Annotated in this window: 17 protein-coding genes and 3 pseudogenes; 14 read left to right on the top strand and 6 right to left on the bottom strand. The window is 64.2% G+C overall.

The window, feature by feature from the left end; translation table 11 throughout:
• Positions 1 to 31: 31 nt before the first annotated feature.
• Positions 32 to 1,189: a M20 family metallopeptidase gene (locus ACVWW3_RS30490; protein WP_354105966.1), complete on the top strand. Its 1,158-nt coding sequence runs from the start codon at positions 32 to 34 to the stop codon at positions 1,187 to 1,189.
• On the top strand, positions 1,186 to 1,896 hold the full coding sequence (locus tag ACVWW3_RS30495) for a tRNA (guanine(46)-N(7))-methyltransferase TrmB (RefSeq protein WP_247444566.1): 711 nt from the start codon (positions 1,186 to 1,188) through the stop codon (positions 1,894 to 1,896). Before ACVWW3_RS30490 ends, ACVWW3_RS30495 begins: the two co-directional genes overlap by 4 nt.
• On the opposite strand, the gene ACVWW3_RS30500 is transcribed toward ACVWW3_RS30495, so the two are convergent.
• Positions 1,893 to 2,975 (bottom strand): DUF2336 domain-containing protein, encoded by a 1,083-nt coding sequence (locus ACVWW3_RS30500; RefSeq protein ID WP_247444565.1) that lies wholly within the window; start codon positions 2,973 to 2,975, stop codon positions 1,893 to 1,895. The two genes, ACVWW3_RS30495 and ACVWW3_RS30500, sit on opposite strands and share 4 nt — an antisense overlap.
• A 377-nt stretch (positions 2,976 to 3,352) precedes the next feature.
• On the opposite strand from ACVWW3_RS30500, the pseudogene rimP reads away from it, so the two are divergent.
• The 8 genes and pseudogenes from rimP to pnp all read left to right on the top strand — a co-directional run bounded on the left by rimP (position 3,353) and on the right by pnp (position 13,734).
• Positions 3,353 to 4,134 (top strand): annotated as a pseudogene (rimP, locus tag ACVWW3_RS30505) (ribosome maturation factor RimP).
• A gap of 2 nt (positions 4,135 to 4,136) precedes the next feature.
• On the top strand, positions 4,137 to 5,747 hold the full coding sequence (gene nusA / locus ACVWW3_RS30510; RefSeq protein ID WP_247444563.1) for a transcription termination factor NusA: 1,611 nt from the start codon (positions 4,137 to 4,139) through the stop codon (positions 5,745 to 5,747).
• A 22-nt stretch (positions 5,748 to 5,769) separates the two neighbouring features.
• Complete coding sequence (locus ACVWW3_RS30515) at positions 5,770 to 6,453, top strand: RNA-binding protein (protein WP_247352851.1); 684 nt, start codon at positions 5,770 to 5,772, stop codon at positions 6,451 to 6,453.
• 71 nt (positions 6,454 to 6,524) lie between these two features.
• Positions 6,525 to 9,222 (top strand): annotated as a pseudogene (infB, locus tag ACVWW3_RS30520) (translation initiation factor IF-2).
• A 155-nt stretch (positions 9,223 to 9,377) separates the two neighbouring features.
• Complete coding sequence (gene rbfA / locus ACVWW3_RS30525) at positions 9,378 to 9,809, top strand: 30S ribosome-binding factor RbfA (protein WP_247352848.1); 432 nt, start codon at positions 9,378 to 9,380, stop codon at positions 9,807 to 9,809.
• Positions 9,806 to 10,924, top strand: coding sequence for a tRNA pseudouridine(55) synthase TruB (truB, locus tag ACVWW3_RS30530; RefSeq protein ID WP_354105964.1), 1,119 nt, complete (start codon positions 9,806 to 9,808; stop codon positions 10,922 to 10,924). The genes rbfA and truB overlap by 4 nt, the downstream gene beginning before the upstream one ends.
• A gap of 2 nt (positions 10,925 to 10,926) precedes the next feature.
• A complete protein-coding gene (gene rpsO, locus ACVWW3_RS30535; protein ID WP_092027405.1) occupies positions 10,927 to 11,196 on the top strand; it encodes a 30S ribosomal protein S15 in 270 nt (89 codons plus the stop codon).
• Between the two features lie 378 nt (positions 11,197 to 11,574).
• Positions 11,575 to 13,734 carry a polyribonucleotide nucleotidyltransferase gene (gene pnp / locus ACVWW3_RS30540; RefSeq protein ID WP_247444560.1) on the top strand — a complete coding sequence of 720 codons (2,160 nt, stop codon included), beginning with the start codon at positions 11,575 to 11,577 and terminating at the stop codon, positions 13,732 to 13,734.
• Positions 13,735 to 13,810: 76 nt separating this feature from the next.
• Here the strand turns inward: pnp and katG are convergent, their stop codons facing one another.
• Positions 13,811 to 15,979: a catalase/peroxidase HPI gene (katG, locus tag ACVWW3_RS30545; protein WP_456672245.1), complete on the bottom strand. Its 2,169-nt coding sequence runs from the start codon at positions 15,977 to 15,979 to the stop codon at positions 13,811 to 13,813.
• A gap of 114 nt (positions 15,980 to 16,093) precedes the next feature.
• On the opposite strand from katG, the gene ACVWW3_RS30550 reads away from it, so the two are divergent.
• From ACVWW3_RS30550 to ACVWW3_RS30560, 3 genes and pseudogenes are all read left to right on the top strand, one after another.
• Positions 16,094 to 17,020: a hydrogen peroxide-inducible genes activator gene (locus tag ACVWW3_RS30550; protein ID WP_247352842.1), complete on the top strand. Its 927-nt coding sequence runs from the start codon at positions 16,094 to 16,096 to the stop codon at positions 17,018 to 17,020.
• A 7-nt stretch (positions 17,021 to 17,027) separates the two neighbouring features.
• Positions 17,028 to 17,492, top strand: a complete 465-nt coding sequence (locus ACVWW3_RS30555) for a GNAT family N-acetyltransferase (RefSeq protein ID WP_247444558.1) — start codon at positions 17,028 to 17,030, stop codon at positions 17,490 to 17,492.
• 26 nt (positions 17,493 to 17,518) lie between these two features.
• A pseudogene (locus ACVWW3_RS30560) lies at positions 17,519 to 17,740 on the top strand (glutathione S-transferase family protein); the annotation flags it as partial.
• Here the strand turns inward: ACVWW3_RS30560 and fabI are convergent.
• The 3 genes from fabI to fabA form a co-directional block, all read right to left on the bottom strand.
• Positions 17,737 to 18,537: an enoyl-ACP reductase FabI gene (gene fabI, locus ACVWW3_RS30565; protein WP_456647701.1), complete on the bottom strand. Its 801-nt coding sequence runs from the start codon at positions 18,535 to 18,537 to the stop codon at positions 17,737 to 17,739. The pseudogene ACVWW3_RS30560 and the gene fabI sit on opposite strands and share 4 nt — an antisense overlap.
• 138 nt (positions 18,538 to 18,675) lie before the next feature.
• On the bottom strand, positions 18,676 to 19,899 hold the full coding sequence (gene fabB / locus ACVWW3_RS30570) for a beta-ketoacyl-ACP synthase I (protein WP_456647700.1): 1,224 nt from the start codon (positions 19,897 to 19,899) through the stop codon (positions 18,676 to 18,678).
• A gap of 39 nt (positions 19,900 to 19,938) precedes the next feature.
• Complete coding sequence (fabA, locus tag ACVWW3_RS30575; RefSeq protein ID WP_247444555.1) at positions 19,939 to 20,460, bottom strand: bifunctional 3-hydroxydecanoyl-ACP dehydratase/trans-2-decenoyl-ACP isomerase; 522 nt, start codon at positions 20,458 to 20,460, stop codon at positions 19,939 to 19,941.
• A 351-nt stretch (positions 20,461 to 20,811) separates the two neighbouring features.
• Between fabA and irrA the strand changes: the two genes are divergently transcribed.
• Positions 20,812 to 21,303 carry an iron response transcriptional regulator IrrA gene (gene irrA, locus ACVWW3_RS30580; protein WP_276001300.1) on the top strand — a complete coding sequence of 164 codons (492 nt, stop codon included), beginning with the start codon at positions 20,812 to 20,814 and terminating at the stop codon, positions 21,301 to 21,303.
• 132 nt (positions 21,304 to 21,435) lie between these two features.
• Here the strand turns inward: irrA and ACVWW3_RS30585 are convergent, their stop codons facing one another.
• Complete coding sequence (locus tag ACVWW3_RS30585; protein ID WP_247352834.1) at positions 21,436 to 21,966, bottom strand: SH3 domain-containing protein; 531 nt, start codon at positions 21,964 to 21,966, stop codon at positions 21,436 to 21,438.
• Positions 21,967 to 22,087 lie beyond the last annotated feature (121 nt).

Consider the following 22,087-nt stretch of genomic DNA (forward strand, 5'->3'; position numbering starts at 1 on the left):
TGCGGCCGCGCTTTGATGCGCGTCCTTCCCGATGATGAGATTCAAAGGCACAGATGCGCCCATGACCAGCTCCAATTGGTTCGATTCCCAAACTATTCTCGATGGCATCCGCCGCTGGGTGGAGGTCGAGACGCCAACGGAAGCGCCTGAACAGGTCAACAAGCTGATCTCCATGGTCGCGGAGCAATACCGCGATCTCCCTGTTACGCTCGAGCGCGTCGCCGGCGTCGATGGCTGCGGTGATCATCTCGTGGCGCGCTCGACCTGGGGCCAGGACCGGCCGGGCATCCTGGTGCTGAGCCACCTCGATACCGTTCACCCCATGGGGTTCATCGAGCGCCTGCCGTTCAAGGTCGAAGGCGACAGCGCGTTCGGTCCCGGCATCTACGACATGAAGGGCGGCGCCTACATTGCCCATCAGGCCTTTCGCGCGCTTTGCGCCACGGCCGATCGCTCGCCGCTCGGCATCACCCACATGTTCACTTCCGACGAGGAGATCGGCAGCCCCACCTCTCGTGCACTGATCGAGACGGAAGGGCGCAAGGCCAAATACGTGCTGGTGACGGAGCCGGCGCGCGACGGCGGCAAGATCGTCACCGGCCGCAAGGGCGTCGGACGATTCGAAGTCTTTATCAAGGGTGTGCCCGCACATGCCGGCACGCGGCCCCAGGACGGCCGCAGCGCGATCCGCGAGCTTGCCAACGTCATCCTGGCGCTGGAAGCGATGAACGATCTGGCGCGCGGCGTCACCGTCAATGTCGGCGTGGTGCGCGGCGGCACGCGGCCCAACGTGACGCCGGAAGAAGCCCATGCCGAAATCGATCTGCGCGTGCTGAGCTTCAAGGACGCGGACGAATTCGTCGGCAAGATCCTCGCCCTGACATCGAAGACGGATGGCGTCACCGTCAAGGTCACGGGCGGGCTCAATCGTCCGCCTTACGAGAAGAGCAATGCAGGCGCATCGCTGTACGAACATGCGAAGACTGTCGCCACGGAGATCGGCTTCGAGCTGGTCGACGCTCACACCGGCGGCGGCTCGGACGGCAATTTCACCGCCGCCCACACCGCAACGCTCGACGGGCTCGGCGTCGACGGCAAGGGCGCGCACACCCATTATGAGCAGCTCTATGTCTCATCGCTCGAACCGCGCGCGCGGCTGCTCCATCGCCTGTACCAGACGCTGCGATGAGCGAACGCAAATCAGATCCCGGTCGCGATGACAGCGAGCGTGCGTTCTTCGGACGCCGCAAGGGCCACAAGCTCAGGCAGCACCAGGCCGAGCTGATCGGTCATCTGCTGCCGCGTCTTGCGCTCGCCATCGACAGTGAAGCACCGGCGGATGCCCGCGAGATATTCACCCCCGCGGCCGACGACGTGCGGCTCGAGATCGGCTTCGGCGGCGGCGAGCATCTTGCGGCGGAAGCGCAAAACTTCGTCACAACCGGCTTCATCGGCTGCGAGCCCTATGTCAACGGCATGGCGAAGATCCTCGCGCAGATCGAGGCAGCCAGCATCGGCAACATCCGTCTGTTCGCAGGCGATGCCGCCGAGCTCCTGGCCTGGCTGCCGAAGGCTTCGCTGTCGCGGATCGACCTGATCCATCCCGATCCCTGGCCGAAACGGCGGCACTGGAAGCGGCGCTTCGTCCAGGACCGGACCATCGCGGCGATGGCGCGCGTGCTGAAAGCCGGCGGCGAATTCCGTTTTGTCTGCGACATCGACGATTACTGCGCCTGGACGCTGTCGCATCTGGTGCGCTCGCAGGACTTTGTCTGGCTCGCGGAGCGCGCCGATGATTTTCGCCTGCCGTGGGACGGCTACACGATGACGCGCTATGGCCGAAAGGCGACGCGCGAAGGCCGCAAGGCGGCGTATCTGCGATTCAGGCGGGTTTAGATCGTCTGCCGATTGCGCCAGAAATTGACGACGCGCTCGGCGGTCGTCGGCATCAAGCGCGTGAAATTCGCGCGCGCCGCCTCGAGGTCGGCATCCGCCGGCGTGCGGTGCGGTCCGTACCACAGCAGGATGAGCGCGCGCACAGTCGGCCAGCCGAGATTCAGCACGCGTCCCAGCACCAGAATTGGATCGTACCGATCACCCGCGACCAAGCGCTCGAGGATCGAGAGGCGAACGCCGGACAGCGCCGAAAGCGAGGCGATCGACTCCTCATATTTGTGAGCCTTGGCGAAGCCAAGCAGCGCGCTCTCGCCAAGATGGCCCTCGCGATGCAAGGCCAGCACCGTGCGCTGTGCCCCCGAGAAATCGCGACGCAGGCCCGGCGGCAGCGTGGCCTCCTCGATCGCCGCCATGGCGCGCTTGATCTCGACCTGACGCACGGGATTGACCACGCTCGAGAGGCGGCGGCGGATGACGTCGAGCGTGCCGTCGAGAAGCTGTTTCAGGTTCTCGCCTGAAAGATCGCTGCGCTGGCCGATCTTGAGCGTCAGCACGCCGTCCTGCGCGGCACGCTTGATCAGCTCGGAATAGCTGCCGGGCGAGAACACCGCGCCGGCATTGCCCGCGGCGCGGCGCACCACATCGCGATCGCCGCGCTCGACCAGCACGTCGGTGACGACAGCCGACAGTGTGGGGCGCTCGGTCATCGCCAGCAGATGGCCCTGGCCCTTCAGCCGCGCGATCTCGACGAGGGCGGCTTCGTCGAGCACGGGCGAACGGCGCAACACCGGGCCCGCCACCGTGATCTCGTTTTCGCGCGCGAGCTGGCTCACCAGATGCCGTGGCGCATTGGTCAGCAGCGAGAAGCGTTCGGCGAGATCGACGCGCGAGGCGAGTTCGGCGTGCGGGACGAGATCGATCAGCAGATTGTCGAAGAGATCGACGACATCGGGACGGAGATTCTCAGCATCCTGAAAGAACAATTGGGAGATGGCGCGCGCGATCTCGCCGCGACGCCGCGGGTCGCCGCGTTTGACGATATCGTCCAGTCCGGGAATAAGAGACGTGGCAACGGTCATGAAAACGCAACTCGTATAGGGCACGCCGCTAGGGCACGCCGCGGGCGCGCCCTTGGCCCAAGCCGCCCCACAATCAGGGAATTTAGGCCTCCTAGATGAAGGAAGCGTTGCGCGGGGGGCCGCAGCCCGGTCGCAAAAAGCCTCGCCTGCCCTGCGATGGGCCTTGTCCGGGAAGACGGAAAGGGCTATATCAGCGCCAATTCATCTTCTCATACGATCCGCGTAATGAGAGTGGGCCCGAAAGGACCCGCTCTTTTTTATTACCTGAACGCGGCTTGGCGGAAGGTGTGCGGCCCGGCGATCTGTCGGGAGAATTCCGAACGGGCTTTGAAATCTTAAACCAAGCCTTAACCATATCGAGCGCCTTGACCCCTGACATGACCGAGCCGAACTCTGGTTCCACGGATGCCGAACTGCTGGCCGAGCCGAGGCTCGTGGTCGAGCCGGGCGTGGCGGCACGGGTGTCCGCGGTCGCGGGGCCGGTGCTCGAAGGCATGGGCTACCGCCTGGTGCGGATCCGCATTTCCGGGGAATCCGGCTGCACCGTGCAGGTCATGGCCGAGCGGCCGGACGGCTCGATGCAGATCGAGGATTGCGAGGCGATCTCGCGGGCGCTGTCGCCGGTGCTCGACGTCGCCGACCTCGTCGATCGCGCCTATCGGCTGGAAATCTCTTCCCCGGGAATCGACCGCCCGCTGGTTCGCCGCTCCGACTTCGAGCGTTATGCGGGGCATCTGGTGAAGGTCGAGATGGCGGTCGCCCATGAGGGGCGGAAGCGGTTCCGCGGCACGATCGGTCCCGTCGAAGGCGATCGCGTGCATCTGCATCGCGACGACGTCAAGGCGAATGAGGCTGCCGACGTTCTCCTGACGATGGAGGGGATATCGCCGAGGCACGGCTGGTGCTGACCGACGAGCTGATCGCGGAATCCATGCGCCGCGGCAAGGCCCAGGCACGCGAGATGCGCCGCAATCTGGGCCTGGAGCCGCCGGCTGCACCGCACGCCGGCATCAGCGAAAAAACGACCAAGAACACGAAGCCGACAAAGAAGCCGGCGCCGACCACTACAAAGAAGCCGGCCCCGACCAATACCAAGAAACATCGCCTGGCCGCCGAACGCGCGCGACGGGGCGAGATCGATCCTGACGAAGGAGACTAGCCATGGCAGTCAGCGCCAATCGACTTGAATTGCTCCAGATCGCCGACGCCGTTGCACGCGAGAAATCGATCGACCGCGGCATCGTGATCGCGGCGATGGAGGACGCCATCGCCAAGGCGGCACGGGCACGTTACGGCAGCGAGACTGATGTTCACGCCGAGATCGACCCGAAGAAGGGCGAGCTGCGGCTGTCGCGCCACATGCTGGTGGTCGAGACGGTCGAAAACCATTCCAACCAGATCTCGCTGGTGGATGCGCAGCGCGCCAATCCCGGTGCCCAGGTCGGCGACACTATCGCAGACACGCTGCCGCCGCTGGAATATGGCCGCATCGCCGCGCAGTCGGCCAAGCAGGTGATCGTGCAGAAGGTGCGCGAAGCCGAGCGCGACCGGCAATATCAGGAATTCAAGGACCGCATCGGCGACATCGTCAACGGCGTCGTCAAGCGCGTCGAATATGGCAGCGTGATCGTCGATCTCGGCCGCGGCGAGGCCATCATCCGCCGCGACGAGATGCTGCCGCGCGAAGTGTTCCGCAACGGTGACCGCGTCCGCGCCTACATCTTCGACGTCCGCCGCGAGACCCGCGGCCCGCAGATTTTCCTCTCCCGCACCCATCCGCAGTTCATGGCAAAACTGTTCGCGCAGGAAGTACCCGAGATCTATGACGGCATCGTCGAGATCAAGGCGGTTGCCCGAGATCCCGGCTCGCGCGCGAAAATCGGCGTGATTTCCCGCGATTCCTCGGTCGATCCGGTCGGCGCCTGCGTCGGTATGCGCGGTTCGCGCGTGCAGGCGGTGGTGAACGAATTGCAGGGCGAGAAGATCGACATCATCCCCTGGTCGCCCGACATCGCGACCTTCGTGGTCAACGCGCTGGCGCCGGCCGAAGTCTCCAAGGTCGTCATCGACGAAGACCGCGAGCGCATCGAGGTCGTCGTGCCCGACACCAACAACCAGCTCTCGCTGGCGATCGGTCGCCGCGGCCAGAACGTGCGTCTGGCCTCGCAGCTCACCGGCTGGGACATCGACATCCTGACCGAGCAGGAGGAATCGGAGCGCCGCCAGGCCGACTTCGAGAACTCCACCCGCGTCTTCATGGAATCGCTCAATGTCGACGAAGTGGTCGGTCAATTGCTGGCGTCCGAAGGCTTCACCTCGGTCGAGGAACTCGCGATGGTGGACCTCAAGGAGCTCGCCGGCATCGAGGGCTTCGACGAGGAGACCGCGCAGGAACTCCAGAACCGCGCTCGTGAATATCTCGAACAGCTGGAAGCCGAGATTGAGGCCAGGCGCAAGGAGCTCGGCGTCGAGGACGCCGTCAAGGACGTGCCCGGCGTCACCTCGAAGATGCTGGTGAAATTCGGCGAGAACGACATCAAGACGGTCGACGACCTCGCCGGCTGCGCCACTGACGATCTGGTCGGCTGGACCGAGCGCAAGGAAGGCGGCGAGCAGACCAAATATCCGGGCGCGCTCGACGGCCTCGAGATCTCCCGTGACGATGCCGAAGCGATGATCATGCAGGCCCGCGTCAAGGCCGGCTGGATCACCGAGGCCGATCTCGCCAAGCCGGCCGAGGAGGCCGAGGCGGCCGAAGATCAGCCGGCTTAGGGCGAAGGAGGATGTCACCCGGATGCTCGCCGATACTGACCCCGAACTCGACCATGGACCGCGGACTGAAAAGTCCGCGACCATGCGGATGTGCGCGGTCAGCCGCGAGGTCCGGCCGATCGACGAGCTGATCCGCTTCGTCGTCTCGCCCCAAGGGGACATAGTTCCCGATCTCAAGCGCAAGCTGCCCGGCCGAGGCATGTGGGTCACCGCCTCGCGCGAGGTGGTTGCGGAAGCCGTGCGGCGTCACCACTTTACCAAAGCCTTCAAGCGCCAGCTGCGCATCCCTCAGACGCTTCCCGCCGACATCGAGGCGCTTCTGGTTCGGGGCGTGACCGAAGCCCTCGGGATTGCCGCCAAGGCGGGCCAGATTGTGGCCGGCTTCGGCAAGGTCGAAAGCGCGCTTCGGGGAGGTACGGCCGAGGTCCTGATCCATGCCAGCGACGGGGCCGCGGACGGAATCCGCAAATTGGACATGCTGGCGCGTCAAAATGACGGAAATCGCGGCTCCAAGCCGCAGATTCCCGTCGTCACCGCGCTGAAATCAATAGAATTGGATTTGGCACTTACCCGGTCAAATGTGATACATGCTGCCCTGCTCGCGGGCCCGGCGAGCAAGTCATTCCTGTCACGTAGCCAGATGCTGGTCCGATACCGGATGGCGCACGTTGACAAGACTGCCGAAATGCCCGGCCAGGATTTCTGAGAGACAACGACCACCCGATAGCACGGTGCGGCAACGCACAACGACAACAAGATCAGGATTAGGACTGCTTAATGGTTGATACCAAGACCCCTGGCGACAAGAAGCTGAGCGTTCCGAGCAAAACGCTATCGCTCAAGCCGCGCGTCGAAACGGGCACCGTGCGCCAGAGCTTCAGCCATGGCCGTAGCAAGCAGGTCGTGGTCGAGAAGCGCGGCAAGCGCCGTGTCGACGGCACCCCCGAGCCGCAGGTGGCCGAAGTGGCGAAGCCCGCGCCGGCCGCGCCGGCGCCTGCTCCCGCACGCCCGGCTCCGCCGCGCAACACCGGCTCCGGCGTGGTGCTGCGCACGCTGACCGAGGACGAGCGTTCCGCCCGCGCCAGCGCGCTGGCCGATGCCAAGGTGCGCGAAGTCGAAGAGCGTCGTAGTGCCGAGGAAGAGGCTCAGCGCCGCGCTGTCCGCGAAACCGCCGAACGCGCCGACCGCGAGGCCGCCGAAGCCCGCCGCAAGGCCGAAGACGAGCGTCACCGCCACGAAGAGGAAGCCAAGCGGAAGGCCGAAACCGAGGCCAAGAAGCGTTTTGGCGAAGGCGAGCAGCCGCAATCTGCGGCGCGCCCTGCAACCGCGACCTCTGCCGCTACTGCACCGCGGTCCGGAGCGCCCACGGCGCGCCCGGGAACGAGCACCACGGCACGCCCGGGAACAACGACCGCGCGGCCCGGAACGACCACGCGGCCGGGAAGCCCGGTGGGTCGCGCCCCCGCTGTCGCAGCCGGACCGGACGAGGACGAGGGTCCGCGCCAGATCCGTCGCGGTCCCGGCGGCGCTGCGCGGCCTGTGGTAGCCCCCAAGCCCACCCAGAAGCCCGGCCCGCAGAAGGAGCGCGGCCGCCTGACGGTCGTCACCGCCTTCAATGCCGACGATGTGCGCGAGCGCTCGATCGCCTCGTTCCGCCGCCGCACCCAGCGCCTGAAGGGCCATGCCGCGAACGAGCCGAAGGAAAAGCTCATCCGCGAGGTGATCATTCCGGAAGCGATCACGATCCAGGAACTCGCCAACCGCATGGCCGAGCGCGCGGTCGACGTCATCCGCATGCTGATGAAGCAGGGCGCGATGCACAAGATCACCGACGTGATCGACGCCGACACCGCGCAGCTGATCGCCGAAGAGCTCGGTCACACCGTCAAGCGCGTTGCCGCGTCCGACGTTGAAGAAGGCCTGTTCGACGCCATCGACGATCCCACCGATACCGAGCCGCGCTCGCCGGTGGTGACCGTGATGGGCCACGTCGACCACGGCAAGACCTCGCTGCTCGATGCGCTCCGTCATGCCAACGTTGTCTCCGGCGAAGCCGGCGGCATCACCCAGCATATCGGCGCCTATCAGGTGGTGTCGCCCGAGAGCGGCAAGAAGATCACCTTCATCGACACGCCCGGCCACGCCGCGTTCACCGCGATGCGCGCCCGCGGCGCCAAGGTCACCGACATCGTCGTGCTGGTGGTTGCGGCCGATGACGGCGTGATGCCGCAGACGATCGAAGCCATCAACCACGCCAAGGCGGCGCGGGTGCCGATCATCGTTGCCATCAACAAGATCGACAAGCCCGACGCCAAGCCCGAGCGCGTGCGCACCGAGCTGCTGCAGCACGAGGTGCAGGTGGAATCCTTCGGCGGCGAAGTCGTCGACGTCGAAGTGTCCGCGAAGAACAAGACCAATCTCGACAAGCTGCTCGAGATGATCGCGCTCCAGGCCGACATCCTCGACCTGAAGACCAATCCGGAGCGCCCGGCCGAAGGCACCGTGATCGAAGCCAAGCTCGACCGCGGCCGTGGTCCGGTCGCGACCGTGCTGGTCCAGCGCGGCACGCTCCGTGTCGGTGACATCATCGTCGCCGGCGCCGAGATGGGGCCGCGTCCGTGCGCTGATCTCCGATCAGGGTGAGACGGTTCAGGAAGCCGGTCCCTCGGTACCGGTCGAAGTGCTCGGCTTCAACGGTCCGCCGGAAGCCGGCGATCGTCTCGCCGTGGTCGAGAACGAAGCCCGCGCCCGTCAGGTCACGAGCTACCGCGCGCACCAGAAGCGCGAGAACGCGGCTGCCTCGATCTCCGGCATGCGCGGCTCGCTCGAGCAGATGATGTCGCAGTTGAAGACGGCGGGCCGCAAGGAATTCCCGCTGATCATCAAGGCCGACGTGCAGGGCTCGCTGGAAGCGATCCTCGGCTCGCTGGAGAAGCTCGGCACCGACGAAGTCGCCGCGCGTATCCTGCATGCCGGTGTCGGCGGCATCTCGGAATCGGACGTGACGCTCGCGGAAGGTTTTAACGCCGCGATCATCGGCTTCTCGGTTCGTGCGAACAAGGAGGCCGCTGCGGCCGCCAAGCGCAACGGCATCGAGATCCGCTACTACAACATCATCTACGACCTCGTGGACGACGTGAAGAAGGCCATGAGCGGCCTGCTCGCACCGACCTTGCGCGAAACCATGCTCGGCAATGCCGCGATCCTGGAGATCTTCAACATCTCCAAGATCGGCAAGGTCGCCGGCTGCCGCGTTACCGACGGCACCGTGGAACGCGGCGCCAACGTGCGCCTGATCCGCGACAACGTCGTCGTGCACGAAGGCAAGCTGTCGACGCTGAAGCGCTTCAAGGACGAAGTGAAGGAAGTCCAGTCCGGTCAGGAATGCGGCATGGCCTTCGAGAACTATCACGACATGCGCGCCGGTGACGTGATCGAGTGTTACCGCGTGGAGACGATCCAGCGCTCCCTGTAAGTCCAAATCTTACCGAAGCGCCTGGATCTTTTTGAGCTGAAATTGCGGGAGTGAGATGGCCGGATTTATTCCGGCCATCTCACCGCATTCGTTTCAACAGGACAAATGACAATGCTCGTGTCCCATACACGCGCATGACGAGGTAATTTTCGACCATGCCCAGCCATCATCAGAAAAAAAGTTCCGCACCCGGCGGCTCGCAGCGTCAGTTGCGTGTCGGGGAGCAGGTTCGCCATGCGGTGGCCGAGATTTTGGCGCAAGGCAATGTGCATGATGAGGACCTCGAAGGTCACATCATCACCGTGCCGGAGGTACGGATGTCGCCCGACCTGAAGCTTGCAACAGTCTATGTGATGCCGCTCGGTGGGCGCGACACCGAGGTCATTATCGCTGCGCTCGAGCGCAACAAGAAGTTCCTGCGCGGCGAAGTCGCGCGGCGCGTTAACCTGAAATTTGCACCTGACCTTCGCTTCCGCGTCGATGAACGATTCGACGAAGCGGAACGGATCGAGAAACTTTTGCGAACACCTGCGGTGCAGAAGGACCTGGAACAGGATCCGAAATCGGATCGGGAAGAAGAGCAATGACGATGGACCCGGCTCACGGCACGATCGGCGGCGAAGAGCCCGATCAGCGCGACGTGCAGAAAAATAATTTTGCGGACATGGACGGCAATTCCCAGCCGCATCAGGAGCCGCGCCGCGTCAACAACGATCCGCGCGCCAACAAGCAGAAGGGCAACCAGCCGCGCCGTGACCGCCGCGACGTCCACGGCTGGGTCGTGCTCGACAAGCCGATCGGCATGACCTCGACGCAGGCCGTTGCCGTGCTCAAGCGCCTGTTCAACGCCAAACGCGCCGGTCATGCCGGCACGCTGGATCCGCTCGCCTCCGGCGGCCTGCCGATCGCGCTCGGCGAGGCCACCAAGACCGTCCCCTTCGTCATGGACGGCCGCAAGCGCTACCAGTTCACCGTGTGCTGGGGCGAGGAGCGCGATACCGACGATATCGAGGGCCGGGCTACCGCAACCTCCGCCCAGCGCCCGACCCGGGAGGCCATCGAGGCCCTGCTGCCCCGTTTCACAGGGGTGATCGAGCAGATCCCGCCGCGCTATTCCGCGATCAAGATCAAGGGCGAGCGTGCCTACGACCTCGCCCGCGACGGCGAGATCGTGGAACTGGCCCCGCGTCCGGTCGAGATTCACCGTTTAAGCCTTGTAAATCAACCAGGTAGTGACCACGCCGTGTTCGAGGCCGAGTGCGGCAAGGGCACCTATGTCCGCGCGCTGGCCCGCGATATGGGCCGGATTCTCGGCACTTACGGCCATATCTGCGCGCTGCGGCGGACCCTGGTCGGCCCATTTGGCGAGAACGACATGATTCCGCTGGATCAGTTGGAGGCTTTGTGCGATAGAGCCGCGTCCGGCGAGGGGAGCCTCGCCGACGCGCTTATGCCCGTTGAGACCGCGCTGGACGACATCCCGGCACTGGCCGTCACTCGGGCTGATGCGGCAAGGCTCCATCGGGGCCAGGCCGTTTTGTTGCGCGGACGGGATGCGCCCACTTCGAGCGGCACAGTCTATGTCACGGTGGCAGGCCGGCTTCTCGCGCTTGCCGAAGTTGGCAATGGCGAAATCATCCCCAAGCGTGTGTTCAACCTGACCGGCCTGACTGCCAGCGCCGTTCGCAACGAGAGAAATTGACGATGTCGATTGCCGCAGAACGCAAAGCGGAAGTCATCAAGACGAATGCCAACAAAGCCGGCGATACCGGCTCGCCAGAGGTTCAGGTCGCGATCCTTTCGGAACGCATCGCCAACCTCACGAGCCATTTCAAGACCCACGTGAAGGACAACCATTCGCGTCGCGGCCTCTTGAAGCTGGTGTCGACCCGCCGCTCGCTCCTCGACTATGTGAAGAAGAAGGACGAGGCCCGCTACAAGGCGCTGCTCGAGAAGCACAACATTCGTCGTTAAGAGTTCTTTCGCGCGCCCAACGGCGCGCGTTTTCGCGCGTGGTTTCGAACGAAAGCGCTTGTTTAAAGGTTTTTGATCGAGGCTGCGTGCGCGTCGGGTACGGGCCGTTGACGGTTCGCATCCGGGGCATGATGGGCGAAGACCCAAGGTTTGGTGTTCGCGTTCGTGCCGACTGACAGTCCAGCAGCAATCCGGCGGCTGGGCACAACGGGCAAGGCGCCCGTATGACCCGAAAGGATGGACGCCATCCGAAATCCAAAAACCATGGCAGGATCGCAGGACGCTGATCGCCCGCTTCGATCAACGTCCCGCAATCTTGCGCATGGTTTTTGTTTTTCGAGCCGTCCTTCTTTCGAGAACCCATGAAAGAAGACATCTATGTTCAATAAGCATTCGGTCGAGATCGACTGGGGCGGACGCCCTCTCAAGCTTGAAACCGGCAAGATCGCCCGCCAGGCCGACGGCGCCGTCGTCGCGACCTACGGCGAGACCGTGGTGCTCGCCACCGTCGTCGCGGCAAAGACCCCGCGCGAAGGTGTCGACTTCCTGCCGCTGACCGTCGACTATCAGGAGAAGACCTACGCAGCCGGCCGCATTCCCGGCGGCTATTTCAAGCGCGAGGGCCGTCCGACCGAGAAGGAGACGCTGGTCTCCCGCCTGATCGACCGTCCGATCCGTCCGCTGTTCGTCGACGGCTGGCGCAACGAGACCCAGGTGATCGTCACCGTGCTCTCGCACGACATGGAGAACGATCCCGACATCGTGGCGCTGGTGGCATCGTCGGCCGCGCTGACCCTGTCGGGCGCTCCGTTCAAGGGCCCGATCGGCGCCGCGCGCGTCGGTTTCGCCAATGACGAGTTCATCCTCAACCCGACCCTCGACGAGATGGTCGACACCCAGCTCGACCTTGTCGTCGCCGGCACTGCCGACGCCGTGCTGATGGTGGAATCGGAAGCCAAGGAACTGAACGAAGACATCATGCTCGGCGCCGTGATGTTCGGTCACCGCCACATCCAGCCGGTGATCAACGCGATCATCGAGCTCGCCGAGAAGGCCGCGAAGGAGCCGCGCGAGGTCACTGCGATCGACAATTCGGCGCTCGAAAAGGAAATGCTCGGCATGGTCGAGCAGGAATTGCGCACCGCCTACGCCATTCCGATCAAGCAGGATCGCTACGCCGCGGTCGGCAAGGTCAAGGAAAAGGTGATCGCCCACTACTTCCCCGAAGGGCAGGAGCCGAAATACGACAAGCTGCGCATCGGCGGCGTGTTCAAGAAGCTCGAAGCCAAGATCGTTCGCTGGAACATCCTCGACACCGGCAAGCGCATCGACGGCCGGGACTCCAAGACCGTGCGCAACATCATCGCCGAAGTCGGCGTGCTGCCCCGCGCCCACGGCTCGGCGCTGTTCACCCGCGGCGAGACCCAGGCGCTGGTCGTGACCACGCTCGGCACCGGCGAGGACGAGCAGTACATCGACGCACTGTCGGGAACGTACAAAGAGACGTTCCTGCTGCACTACAACTTCCCTCCCTACTCGGTCGGTGAAACCGGTCGCCTCGGCGGCACCAAGCGCCGCGAGATCGGCCACGGCAAGCTTGCCTGGCGCGCGATCCACCCCGTGCTGCCGCCGCACCACGAGTTCCCCTACACCACGCGCGTGGTGTCGGAGATCACCGAATCCAACGGCTCGTCGTCGATGGCTTCGGTCTGCGGCGCCTCGCTCGCGCTGATGGACGCAGGCGTGCCGCTGAAGCGGCCGACCGCGGGCATCGCGATGGGCCTGATCCTCGAAGACAAGCGCTACGCGGTTCTCTCCGACATCCTCGGTGACGAGGACCATCTCGGCGACATGGACTTCAAGGTCGCCGGCACCGAGCAGGGCATCACCTCGCTCCAGATGGACATCAAGATCGAAGGCATCACCGAAGAGATCATGAAGGTCGCGCTCGGTCAGGCCAAGGATGGTCGTATCCACATCCTCGGCGAGATGTCCAAGGCGCTTACCAACGCCCGTGCCGAGCTCGGCGAATATGCGCCGCGCATCGAGACCTTCAAGATTGCCACCGACAAGATCCGTGAAGTGATCGGCACCGGCGGCAAGGTGATCCGCGAGATCGTCGAGAAGACCGGCGCCAAGGTCAACATCGAGGACGACGGCACCGTGAAGGTCGCCTCCAGCGACGGCGAGGCGATGAAGGCCGCGATCAAGTGGATCAAGTCGATCGCGTCCGATCCGGAAGTCGGCCAGATCTATGACGGCACCGTCGTCAAGGTGATGGAGTTCGGCGCCTTCGTGAACTTCTTTGGTTCCAAGGACGGTCTCGTCCACATCAGCCAGCTCGCTTCGGCGCGCGTGCAGAAGACCTCCGACGTCGTCAAGGAAGGCGACAAGGTCAAGGTCAAGCTGCTCGGCTTCGATGACCGCGGCAAGACCCGCCTGTCGATGAAGGTGGTCGACCAGGAGACCGGCGAAGACCTCGAAGGCAAGGGCGGCGGCGAGGGCGAGAAGGCCCCGCGCGAAGCAGCCGGCGAGTAATCGCTCCGCTGCATCAGAAACACGAAGGGCGGCCTTTCGGCCGCCCTTTTTGTTTGTCGCTTGCTGAGCTTTGGGATCAAGCCGCGAGCTCGAACCGGTCGAGGTTCATCACCTTGGTCCATGCTTTCGCGAAGTCCTTGACGAACTGCTCCTTGGAATCCGACGTGGCATAGACCTCGGCGTAGGCGCGGAGCTGCGAGTGCGCGCCGAAGATCAGATCGACGCGCGTGCCGGTCCACTTCACCGCGTTGGTCTTGCGATCGCGGGCCTCATAGCTGCCGTCAGTACCGGCCGGCGTCCACTGCGTGCTCATGTCGAGCAGGTTGACGAAGAAGTCGTTGCTCAGCGTTCCCACCTTCGAGGTGAGGACGCCGTTCTTCGAACCGTTCGCATTGGCACCGAGCACGCGCAGACCGCCGATGAGCGCCGTCATCTCCGGGCCGGTAAGCCGGAGCAGCTGCGCACGATCGACCAGAGCCTCCTCGGGCATCATGAACTGCTGCCGCTTGCCGGTGTAGTTGCGGAAGCCATCGGCCCGCGGCTCCAGCGGAGCGAAGGAGGCAGCGTCGGTCTGCTCCTGCGAGGCATCCATGCGGCCCGGCGTGAAGCCGACCTTGATGCCGACGCCGGCATCCTTCGCGGCCTTCTCGACCGCGGCGGTGCCGCCGAGCACGATGAGGTCCGCCAGCGAGACCTTCTTCGCACCGGATGACGCATTGAAGTCCTTCTGGATTGCTTCGAGCTTGCCCAGGACCTTCGAGAGCTGAGCCGGCTCGTTCACCTCCCAGTCCTTCTGCGGGGCGAGGCGGATGCGTGCGCCGTTGGCGCCACCGCGCTTGTCCGAGCCGCGGAACGTCGAGGCCGACGCCCAGGCCGTCGAGACCAGCTCCGGCACCGACAGACCCGAGGCCAGGATCTTCGTCTTCAGCGAGGCGATATCCTGCTCGCTGGCCAGCTCGTGATTCACGGCCGGGATCGGATCCTGCCAGATCAGCGTCTCCTTCGGCACCAGCGGGCCGAGATAGCGCACGACCGGACCCATGTCGCGATGGGTGAGCTTGAACCAGGCGCGGGCGAAGGCGTCGGCGAACTGATCGGGATTCTCCAGGAAGCGCCGCGAGATTTTCTCATAGGCGGGATCGAGACGCAGCGAGAGATCGGTGGTCAGCATGGTCGGCCGATGCTTCTTGGACTTGTCGAAAGCGTCCGGAATGATCGCCTCCGCGCCCTTGGCCGTCCACTGCTGCGCACCCGCCGGGCTCTTCGTCAGTTCCCATTCGTACTTGAACAGGTTCTCGAAGAAGTTGTTGCTCCACTTCGTCGGCGTCGTCGTCCATGTCACCTCGAGACCGCTGGTGATGGAATCACCGCCGATGCCCGAAGCGTGCTTGCTCTTCCAGCCGAGGCCCTGATCCTCGAGCGCGCCCGCTTCCGGCTCCGGTCCGACCAGAGACGGATCGCCAGCACCATGGGTCTTGCCGAAGGTATGGCCACCGGCGATCAGCGCGACGGTTTCCTCGTCATTCATCGCCATGCGGAAGAAGGTCTCGCGGATGTCCTTGGCCGCGGCGATCGGATCCGGCTTGCCGTTCGGGCCTTCCGGATTGACGTAGATGAGGCCCATCTGCACCGCGCCGAGCGGCTCGGCGAGCTGGCGTTCGCCGCTGTAGCGCTCATCGCCCAGCCAGGTGCCTTCGGGGCCCCAATAGAGCTCCTCCGGCTCCCACACGTCGGCGCGGCCACCGGCGAAGCCGAAGGTCTTGAAGCCCATCGATTCCAGCGCGACGTTGCCGGCCAGCACCATCAAATCGGCCCAGGAAATCTTGCGGCCGTACTTCTGCTTGATCGGCCAGAGCAGACGGCGCGCCTTGTCGAGGTTGGCGTTGTCGGGCCAGCTGTTGAGCGGCGCGAAACGCTGCTGACCGGCGCCGGCGCCACCGCGGCCGTCCGTGGTGCGGTAGGTGCCCGCGCTGTGCCAGGCCATGCGGATCATGAGACCGCCATAGTGACCGAAGTCGGCGGGCCACCATTCCTGCGATTCCGTCATCAAAGCGGTCAGATCCTTGATGACCGCGTTCAGGTCGAGCGTCTTGAATTCCTTGGCGTAGTCGAATTCCTTGCCCATCGGATCGGACAGGCCGGAATTCTTGTGCAGCATCTCGATGCTGAGCTGAGTTGGCCACCAATCGCGGTTCGTTGGCACGCGTTTTCCACCCGAAAACGGGCACTTCGAATTGTCGTCCATGAATACCTCCTCTGGTGGCGTCGAACTCGCGCCCTTGACCAGGTGGTAACACTCTAAGCTTCGCGTTCGATCAGGGGAAGTTGACTTTAATGATCACTGCGATAAGATTTTCTGATGATCAACTTGACGATGCGGCAGCTCCGATATTTCGATGCGCTGGCGCGCCACGGCCATTTCGGCCGCGCGGCTGAATCCTGTTCCATCTCGCAACCGGCCTTGTCGATGCAGATCAAGGAGATGGAGGAGGCGCTCGGCGGCCTGCTGCTGGAGCGCAGCGCGCGACAGGTGGCGCTGACCCGGTTTGGCGAGGAACTCGCGCAGCGCGTCCGCGACATTTTGCGCTCGGTCGACGAACTCGGCGATTTCGCCCGCGCCTCGCAGGACCGGTTCTCGGGACGGCTGCGCATCGGCATGATCCCGACGATCGCGCCTTATCTGCTGCCCACGATCACCAAGAATCTCACGCGCATGCATCCGGAGCTCGACATCCGCGTGCGCGAGACGATGACGCCGCGGCTGATCCAGGAACTGGTGGAAGGCCGACTCGACACCGCCATCGTCGCGCTGCCGGTGTCCGAGCCCTCGCTCACCGAGGTCGCCCTGTTCGCGGAGAAATTCCTGCTGGTGCGGCCGGGAGCGGATGAGGGGACGCCGGCACCATCGCGGGAGATGATGCGCGAGATGCGGCTGTTGCTGCTCGAAGAGGGGCACTGCTTCCGCGATCAGGCGCTGTCGTTCTGCAACATGCAATCGGCGCCGCCGCGCGAGATGCTGGATGCCAATTCGCTGTCGACGCTGGTCCAGATGGTCAGCGCCGGCATCGGCGTCACCTTGATCCCGGAGATGGCGGTGTCGGTGGAGACGCGATCGGCGTCGGTCTCGCTCACGCGCTTCCGCGACCCGCAGCCGTCGCGCACCATCGGCATGGTCTGGCGCAAGACCAGCCCGCTCGCGCGCCAACTGCTTCAGATCTCCGAGGTGGTGTGCCTGTCGGCCGGCAAGGTGCGCGCACGGCCATCCGCGCGCAGCCAGCCGGCCTGAGTCCCCGATGTCCCACCCCATCATCCGCCCGGCCCGCGCGGACGAATACGACGAGATCGGCCGCGTCTGGATGGAGAGCTGGGTCTCGACCGGACTCGGCGAGACGAGCAACTTCCTGCTCGCGAACCTGCGTGCGCGCATCCGGCGCGAGATCGAGGGTGGCTGGAGCCTGTTCGCCGCCGACGACAACGGCACGATCGCCGCGATGCTGGCGCTGCATCTGCCAAAACTCTATCTCGACATGCTGTTCGTCGCGCCCGCCTATCAGGGCCAATCGCTCGGCCGCCAATTGCTCGCCTTCACGCGCACGCAAATGCCGGACGAGATGTATCTGCGCTGCGTCCGCGAAAACGAAAAAGCCTGGCGCTGGTACGAACGCGAAGGCTTTGTGTTCGAGAAGCAAGAGATCGAGCCGTCGAACGGGTTCATGATGAAGTATTATCGGTGGCGGCGGCAGCGGCCCGCTGGATAGACAGCGAGCTCTGGGTGCAGCTTGCGGGCAGCGCGACGCAGGTCTTCGACGTGCTGGAAGCCGCGCTCGCCAACGGGCCGTGGATTCTCGATGAATTTTCGGCCGCCGACATCACGATCGGATCGGGCTTGAACTTTGCGGTGCGCCTGTTCAAGACAGTGCCGTCGCGCCCGGCCTTCGACGCGTGTCTCGCGCGCCGCATGGCGCGGCCGGCGTTCCAGCGCGCGGAGACGATCGCGGCGGGTTAATCAGGCATTGAAAGGTCGTCCGGCTTCGGCATCAGGACGATGTTGTAGCCGGAATCGACATAGTGGATCTCGCCGGTCACGCCGCCGGAGAGATCCGACAACAGATACAACGCCGAGCCGCCGAGCTCGTCGAGCGTCACGCCGCGGCGAAGCGGCGAATGTTTTTGCATGAAGGCGAACATCGCGCGCGCCTCGCCGATGCCCGAGCCGGCAAGCGTGCGGATGGGGCCTGCGGAAATCGCGTTGACGCGGATGCCGCGCGGCCCGAAGTCGGAGGCGAGATAGCGCACCGAGGCTTCCAACGCCGCCTTGGCCACGCCCATCACATTGTAATTCGGCATCGCGCGCATCGAGGCACCGAAGGTCAGCGTGATCATGCTGCCGCCCTCAGTCATCAGCTCGGCGGCGCGTTTTGCAATCTCTGTAAACGAGAAGCAGGAGATCACCATGGTGCGCGAAAAATTCTCGCGGCTGGTGTCGGCGTAGCGGCCCTTGAGCTCGTTCTTGTCGGCGAAGCCGATCGCGTGGATCACGAAATCCAGCCGGCCCCACTTTTCGCGCAAGGCCGTGAATGTGGCGTCGACGCTGGCAATGTCCTCGACGTCGCAGGGCAGCACCATGTCGACGCCAAGCTGCTCCGCCAGCGGCTTGACACGCTTGCCCAGGGCCTCGCCCTGGAAGGTGAAGGCAAGCTCGGCGCCGTGGGCATGCAGCGTCTTCGCCATGCCCCAGGCGATCGAATGATCATTGGCAATGCCCATGATCAGACCGCGCTTGCCTTTCATCAATTCCTGCATCGTTTCGATCGCTTTCCACTTTCGTCATGCCCGGGCTCGTCCCGGGCATCCACGCCCTTCGAAGCCGGCGGCCAAGACGTGGATGGCCGGGACAAGCCCGGCCATGACGAGAAAATTACCAGCGCGTCCGCAAGGACCTCACGCATCCAGCCGGCTGAACACCAGCGTGGCGTTGGTGCCGCCGAAGCCGAAGGAATTCGACAGCACGGTGTCGATCTTGACGTTGTCGATACGCTTGCGCACGATCGGCATGTCGGCGAATGCGGGATCGAGCTCCACAATGTGCGCGCTCTCGCAAATGAAGCCGTTGTTCATCATCAGCAGCGAATAGATCGCCTCCTGCACGCCGGTTGCGCCCAGGGAGTGGCCGGTCAGTGCCTTGGTCGCCGAGATCGGCGGGCACTTCTCGCCACTTCCGAACACCCTGCGGAGCGCGTCGATCTCCGGCGGATCGCCGGCCGGCGTCGAGGTCGCGTGCGGATTGATGTAGTCGACCTTGGTCTTCACGGTCGACATCGCCATGCGCATGCAGCGCTCGGCGCCTTCACCTGACGGTGCGACCATGTCGTAGCCGTCGGACGTCGCGCCGTAGCCGACGATCTCGCCGTAGATGCGAGCGCCGCGCGCCTTGGCATGCTCGAGCTCTTCCAGCACCAGCACGCCAGCGCCGCCGGCAATCACGAAGCCGTCGCGGTTGACGTCGTAGGGACGCGAGGCCGTGGCGGGCGTGTCGTTGTACTTCGAGGACATCGCGCCCATGGCGTCGAACAGCACCGACAGCGACCAGTCCAGCTCCTCGCAGCCGCCGGCGAAGACGACGTCCTGCTTGCCGATCTGGATCGTCTCATAGGCATTGCCGACACAATGATTCGACGTGGCGCAGGCCGACGAAATCGAATAGTTCACGCCCTTGATCTTGAACCAGGTCGCAAGCGTCGCGGAGGCCGTGGAGGACATCGCCTTCGGTACTGCAAACGGTCCGACGCGCTTCGGCCCCTTGGTGCGGGTGGTATCGGCGGCCTCGACGATGGTGCGAGCGGACGGACCGCCGGAGCCCATGATGATGCCGGTGCGGATGTTGGACACTTCGTCAGGCGACAGGCCGGAATCCTGGATCGCCTGCTCCATCGCGACGTGATTCCACGCCGCGCCCTGACCGAGGAAACGCATGGCGCGGCGGTCGACCACCGTCGAAGGATCGAGCGTCGGCGCACCTTGCACCTGCGAACGGAAGCCGAGCTCCGCATATTTCTCAGCCCGCGAAATGCCCGACTTCGCCTCGTGAAGGCTTGCAAGCACTTCCTGGGTGTTGTTTCCGATGGAGGAGACAATGCCCATCCCGGTGACCACAACCCGCCTCATGACAGCCTCGCTTCAATCGTTGTCTTCGTGGTGATGCGCTCAGCCCAGGCTCGTGCCCTGCTTGAACAGGCCGACCTTCAGATCCTTCGCGCGATAGATAATCTGGTCATCGACCGAAAGCCATCCGTCGGCGATACCCAGCACCAGCTTTGAACGCATCACGCGCTTGATATCGATGTTGTACACAACCTTGCGGGCGTCCGGCAGCACCTGGCCGCTGAACTTCAGCTCGTTCAGGCCGAGCGCGCGGCCGCGACCTTCACCACCACTCCACCCCAGATAAAAGCCGACCAGTTGCCACAGCGCGTCGAGGCCGAGGCAGCCGGGCATCACCGGATCGTTCTTGAAGTGGCACCCGAAAAACCAGAGATCGGGCTTCACGTCGAGCTCGGCACGCACCACGCCCTTACCGAATTCGCCGCCGGTCTCGCTGATGTCCGTAATACGGTCGAACATGAGCATCGGCGGCAGCGGCAGTTGGGCATTGCCCGGGCCGAACATCTCGCCGCGGGCACATGCCAGCAGATCTTCATATTCGTAGCCGTTGCGCCTGTTCAGCATGCGGAAGCCTCTGTGTTCTAACCCGATTGAGCGGCGTTTCCGGCAAAAATGGGCCCAGTCCTGCTCGAAAAGCAACGTCCGTTGCCATCGTCAGACGAGAATACGAAGGACCGGATGGATTGCGAGCGGCCCTCAATGCCTGGGCTGCGCCAAAATCGGTTAAGCGGAACCGCGGGCTCTCTAACACAGGCCATTTCGGGTGGCAAAGCGCTCTCATGAAGGTAAAATGACGGGGGCTCGGCCCGGTTCCTTGCCTGATTAGAACCACTCTAGTTGCGAGAAACTTGCATCTGCATCTATCTCTCCATATATGTTGGGGAAGATAGTGTTCACGCGTGCCCGAAGCTGGAAATGAGCGAAAATAACGCGCCCCATCACGACGAAGAGGCCCATGCGGCGGCTCTTATGTCCGGCCGCCAGCCGGCTTTGACCGGCTGCCCGTGGCACGACGTCAACGAAATGCTCCAATCCGCCGGGCTTCGTCCGACGCGCCAGCGCATGGCGCTGGGCTGGCTCCTGTTCGGCAAGGGTGCACGCCACCTCACGGCTGAAATGCTTTACGAGGAAGCGACGCTGGCCAAGGTGCCGGTCTCGCTGGCGACCGTCTACAACACGCTGAACCAGCTCACCGATGCCGGTCTGCTCCGTCAGGTCAGCGTCGACGGCACCAAGACCTATTTCGACACCAACGTCACGACCCACCATCACTACTACCTCGAGAACAGCCATGAGCTGGTCGACATCGAGGATCCGCATCTGGCGCTGTCCAAGATGCCGGAGGTGCCCGCGGGTTACGAGATCGCCCGCATCGACATGGTCGTGCGGCTGCGCAAGAAGCGCTGAGATCAAATCCTAAACTGCTGATTTAGTCGTCGTGGCCGGGCCTGTCCCGGCCATCCACGTTTTTGGGCCAGATGCAAAGTCCGTTGATGCCTACGAGGCAAGGAATTGGAGGCAAGGGATTGCCCCTAAACCTCAGTTCACCTGCTCGTCCGAGTAGACGCCCCAGAGGCGCTCCTGCTGGATCCAGCCGTCAAAGCCGTTGCCGAGGACGTGGCACCAGTTTGCGCTGCACCTCTTGACCTGTGTGACGACACCAACCTGAAGCTTGGCTGCAACCGCACTGTCGGGATCGGCGCGATCGTAGATCGGTGCGAGGTCGTCCTTGTGCTTCATGGTGACGACAGCGGTGCGGCGGCCCGACAGCAGCGAGTGATAGACCCAGCCCTCGGCACCCTCGGAATCGCGCACCCGGCGCCAGTTCTCGAACTCCGCGGTGATTTCGACCGGCAGGCCGGAGCGGGTATAGACCCAGGCGACGTCATTGTCCTTGGTGGGACCGGCGCGGACGTTGACGTGATCCGATTTGAGGCTGACGTAGCGCGGCACCGGGAGGCCCGAGGCTGTCTGGGGTGTGTTGTCCTTCGCCGAATGCCCGGGGCTGACCGAAGCGCTCAACCAGGTGCAAACGAGCGCCATCACCGAACAAAAACGCCCCAACGCCATCAACCCGTCTCCTGTCGAAGGTCCGGCCGAGCCGGGCCCTCACCCACAATTCCAATACCGTGCCGCACCAGCCCCGACCCGCCCCACGCGGGTGTTCCCGAGCCCTTTGCCCGTGGTTCTT

Source organism: Bradyrhizobium sp. LM2.9 (assembly GCF_054056555.1).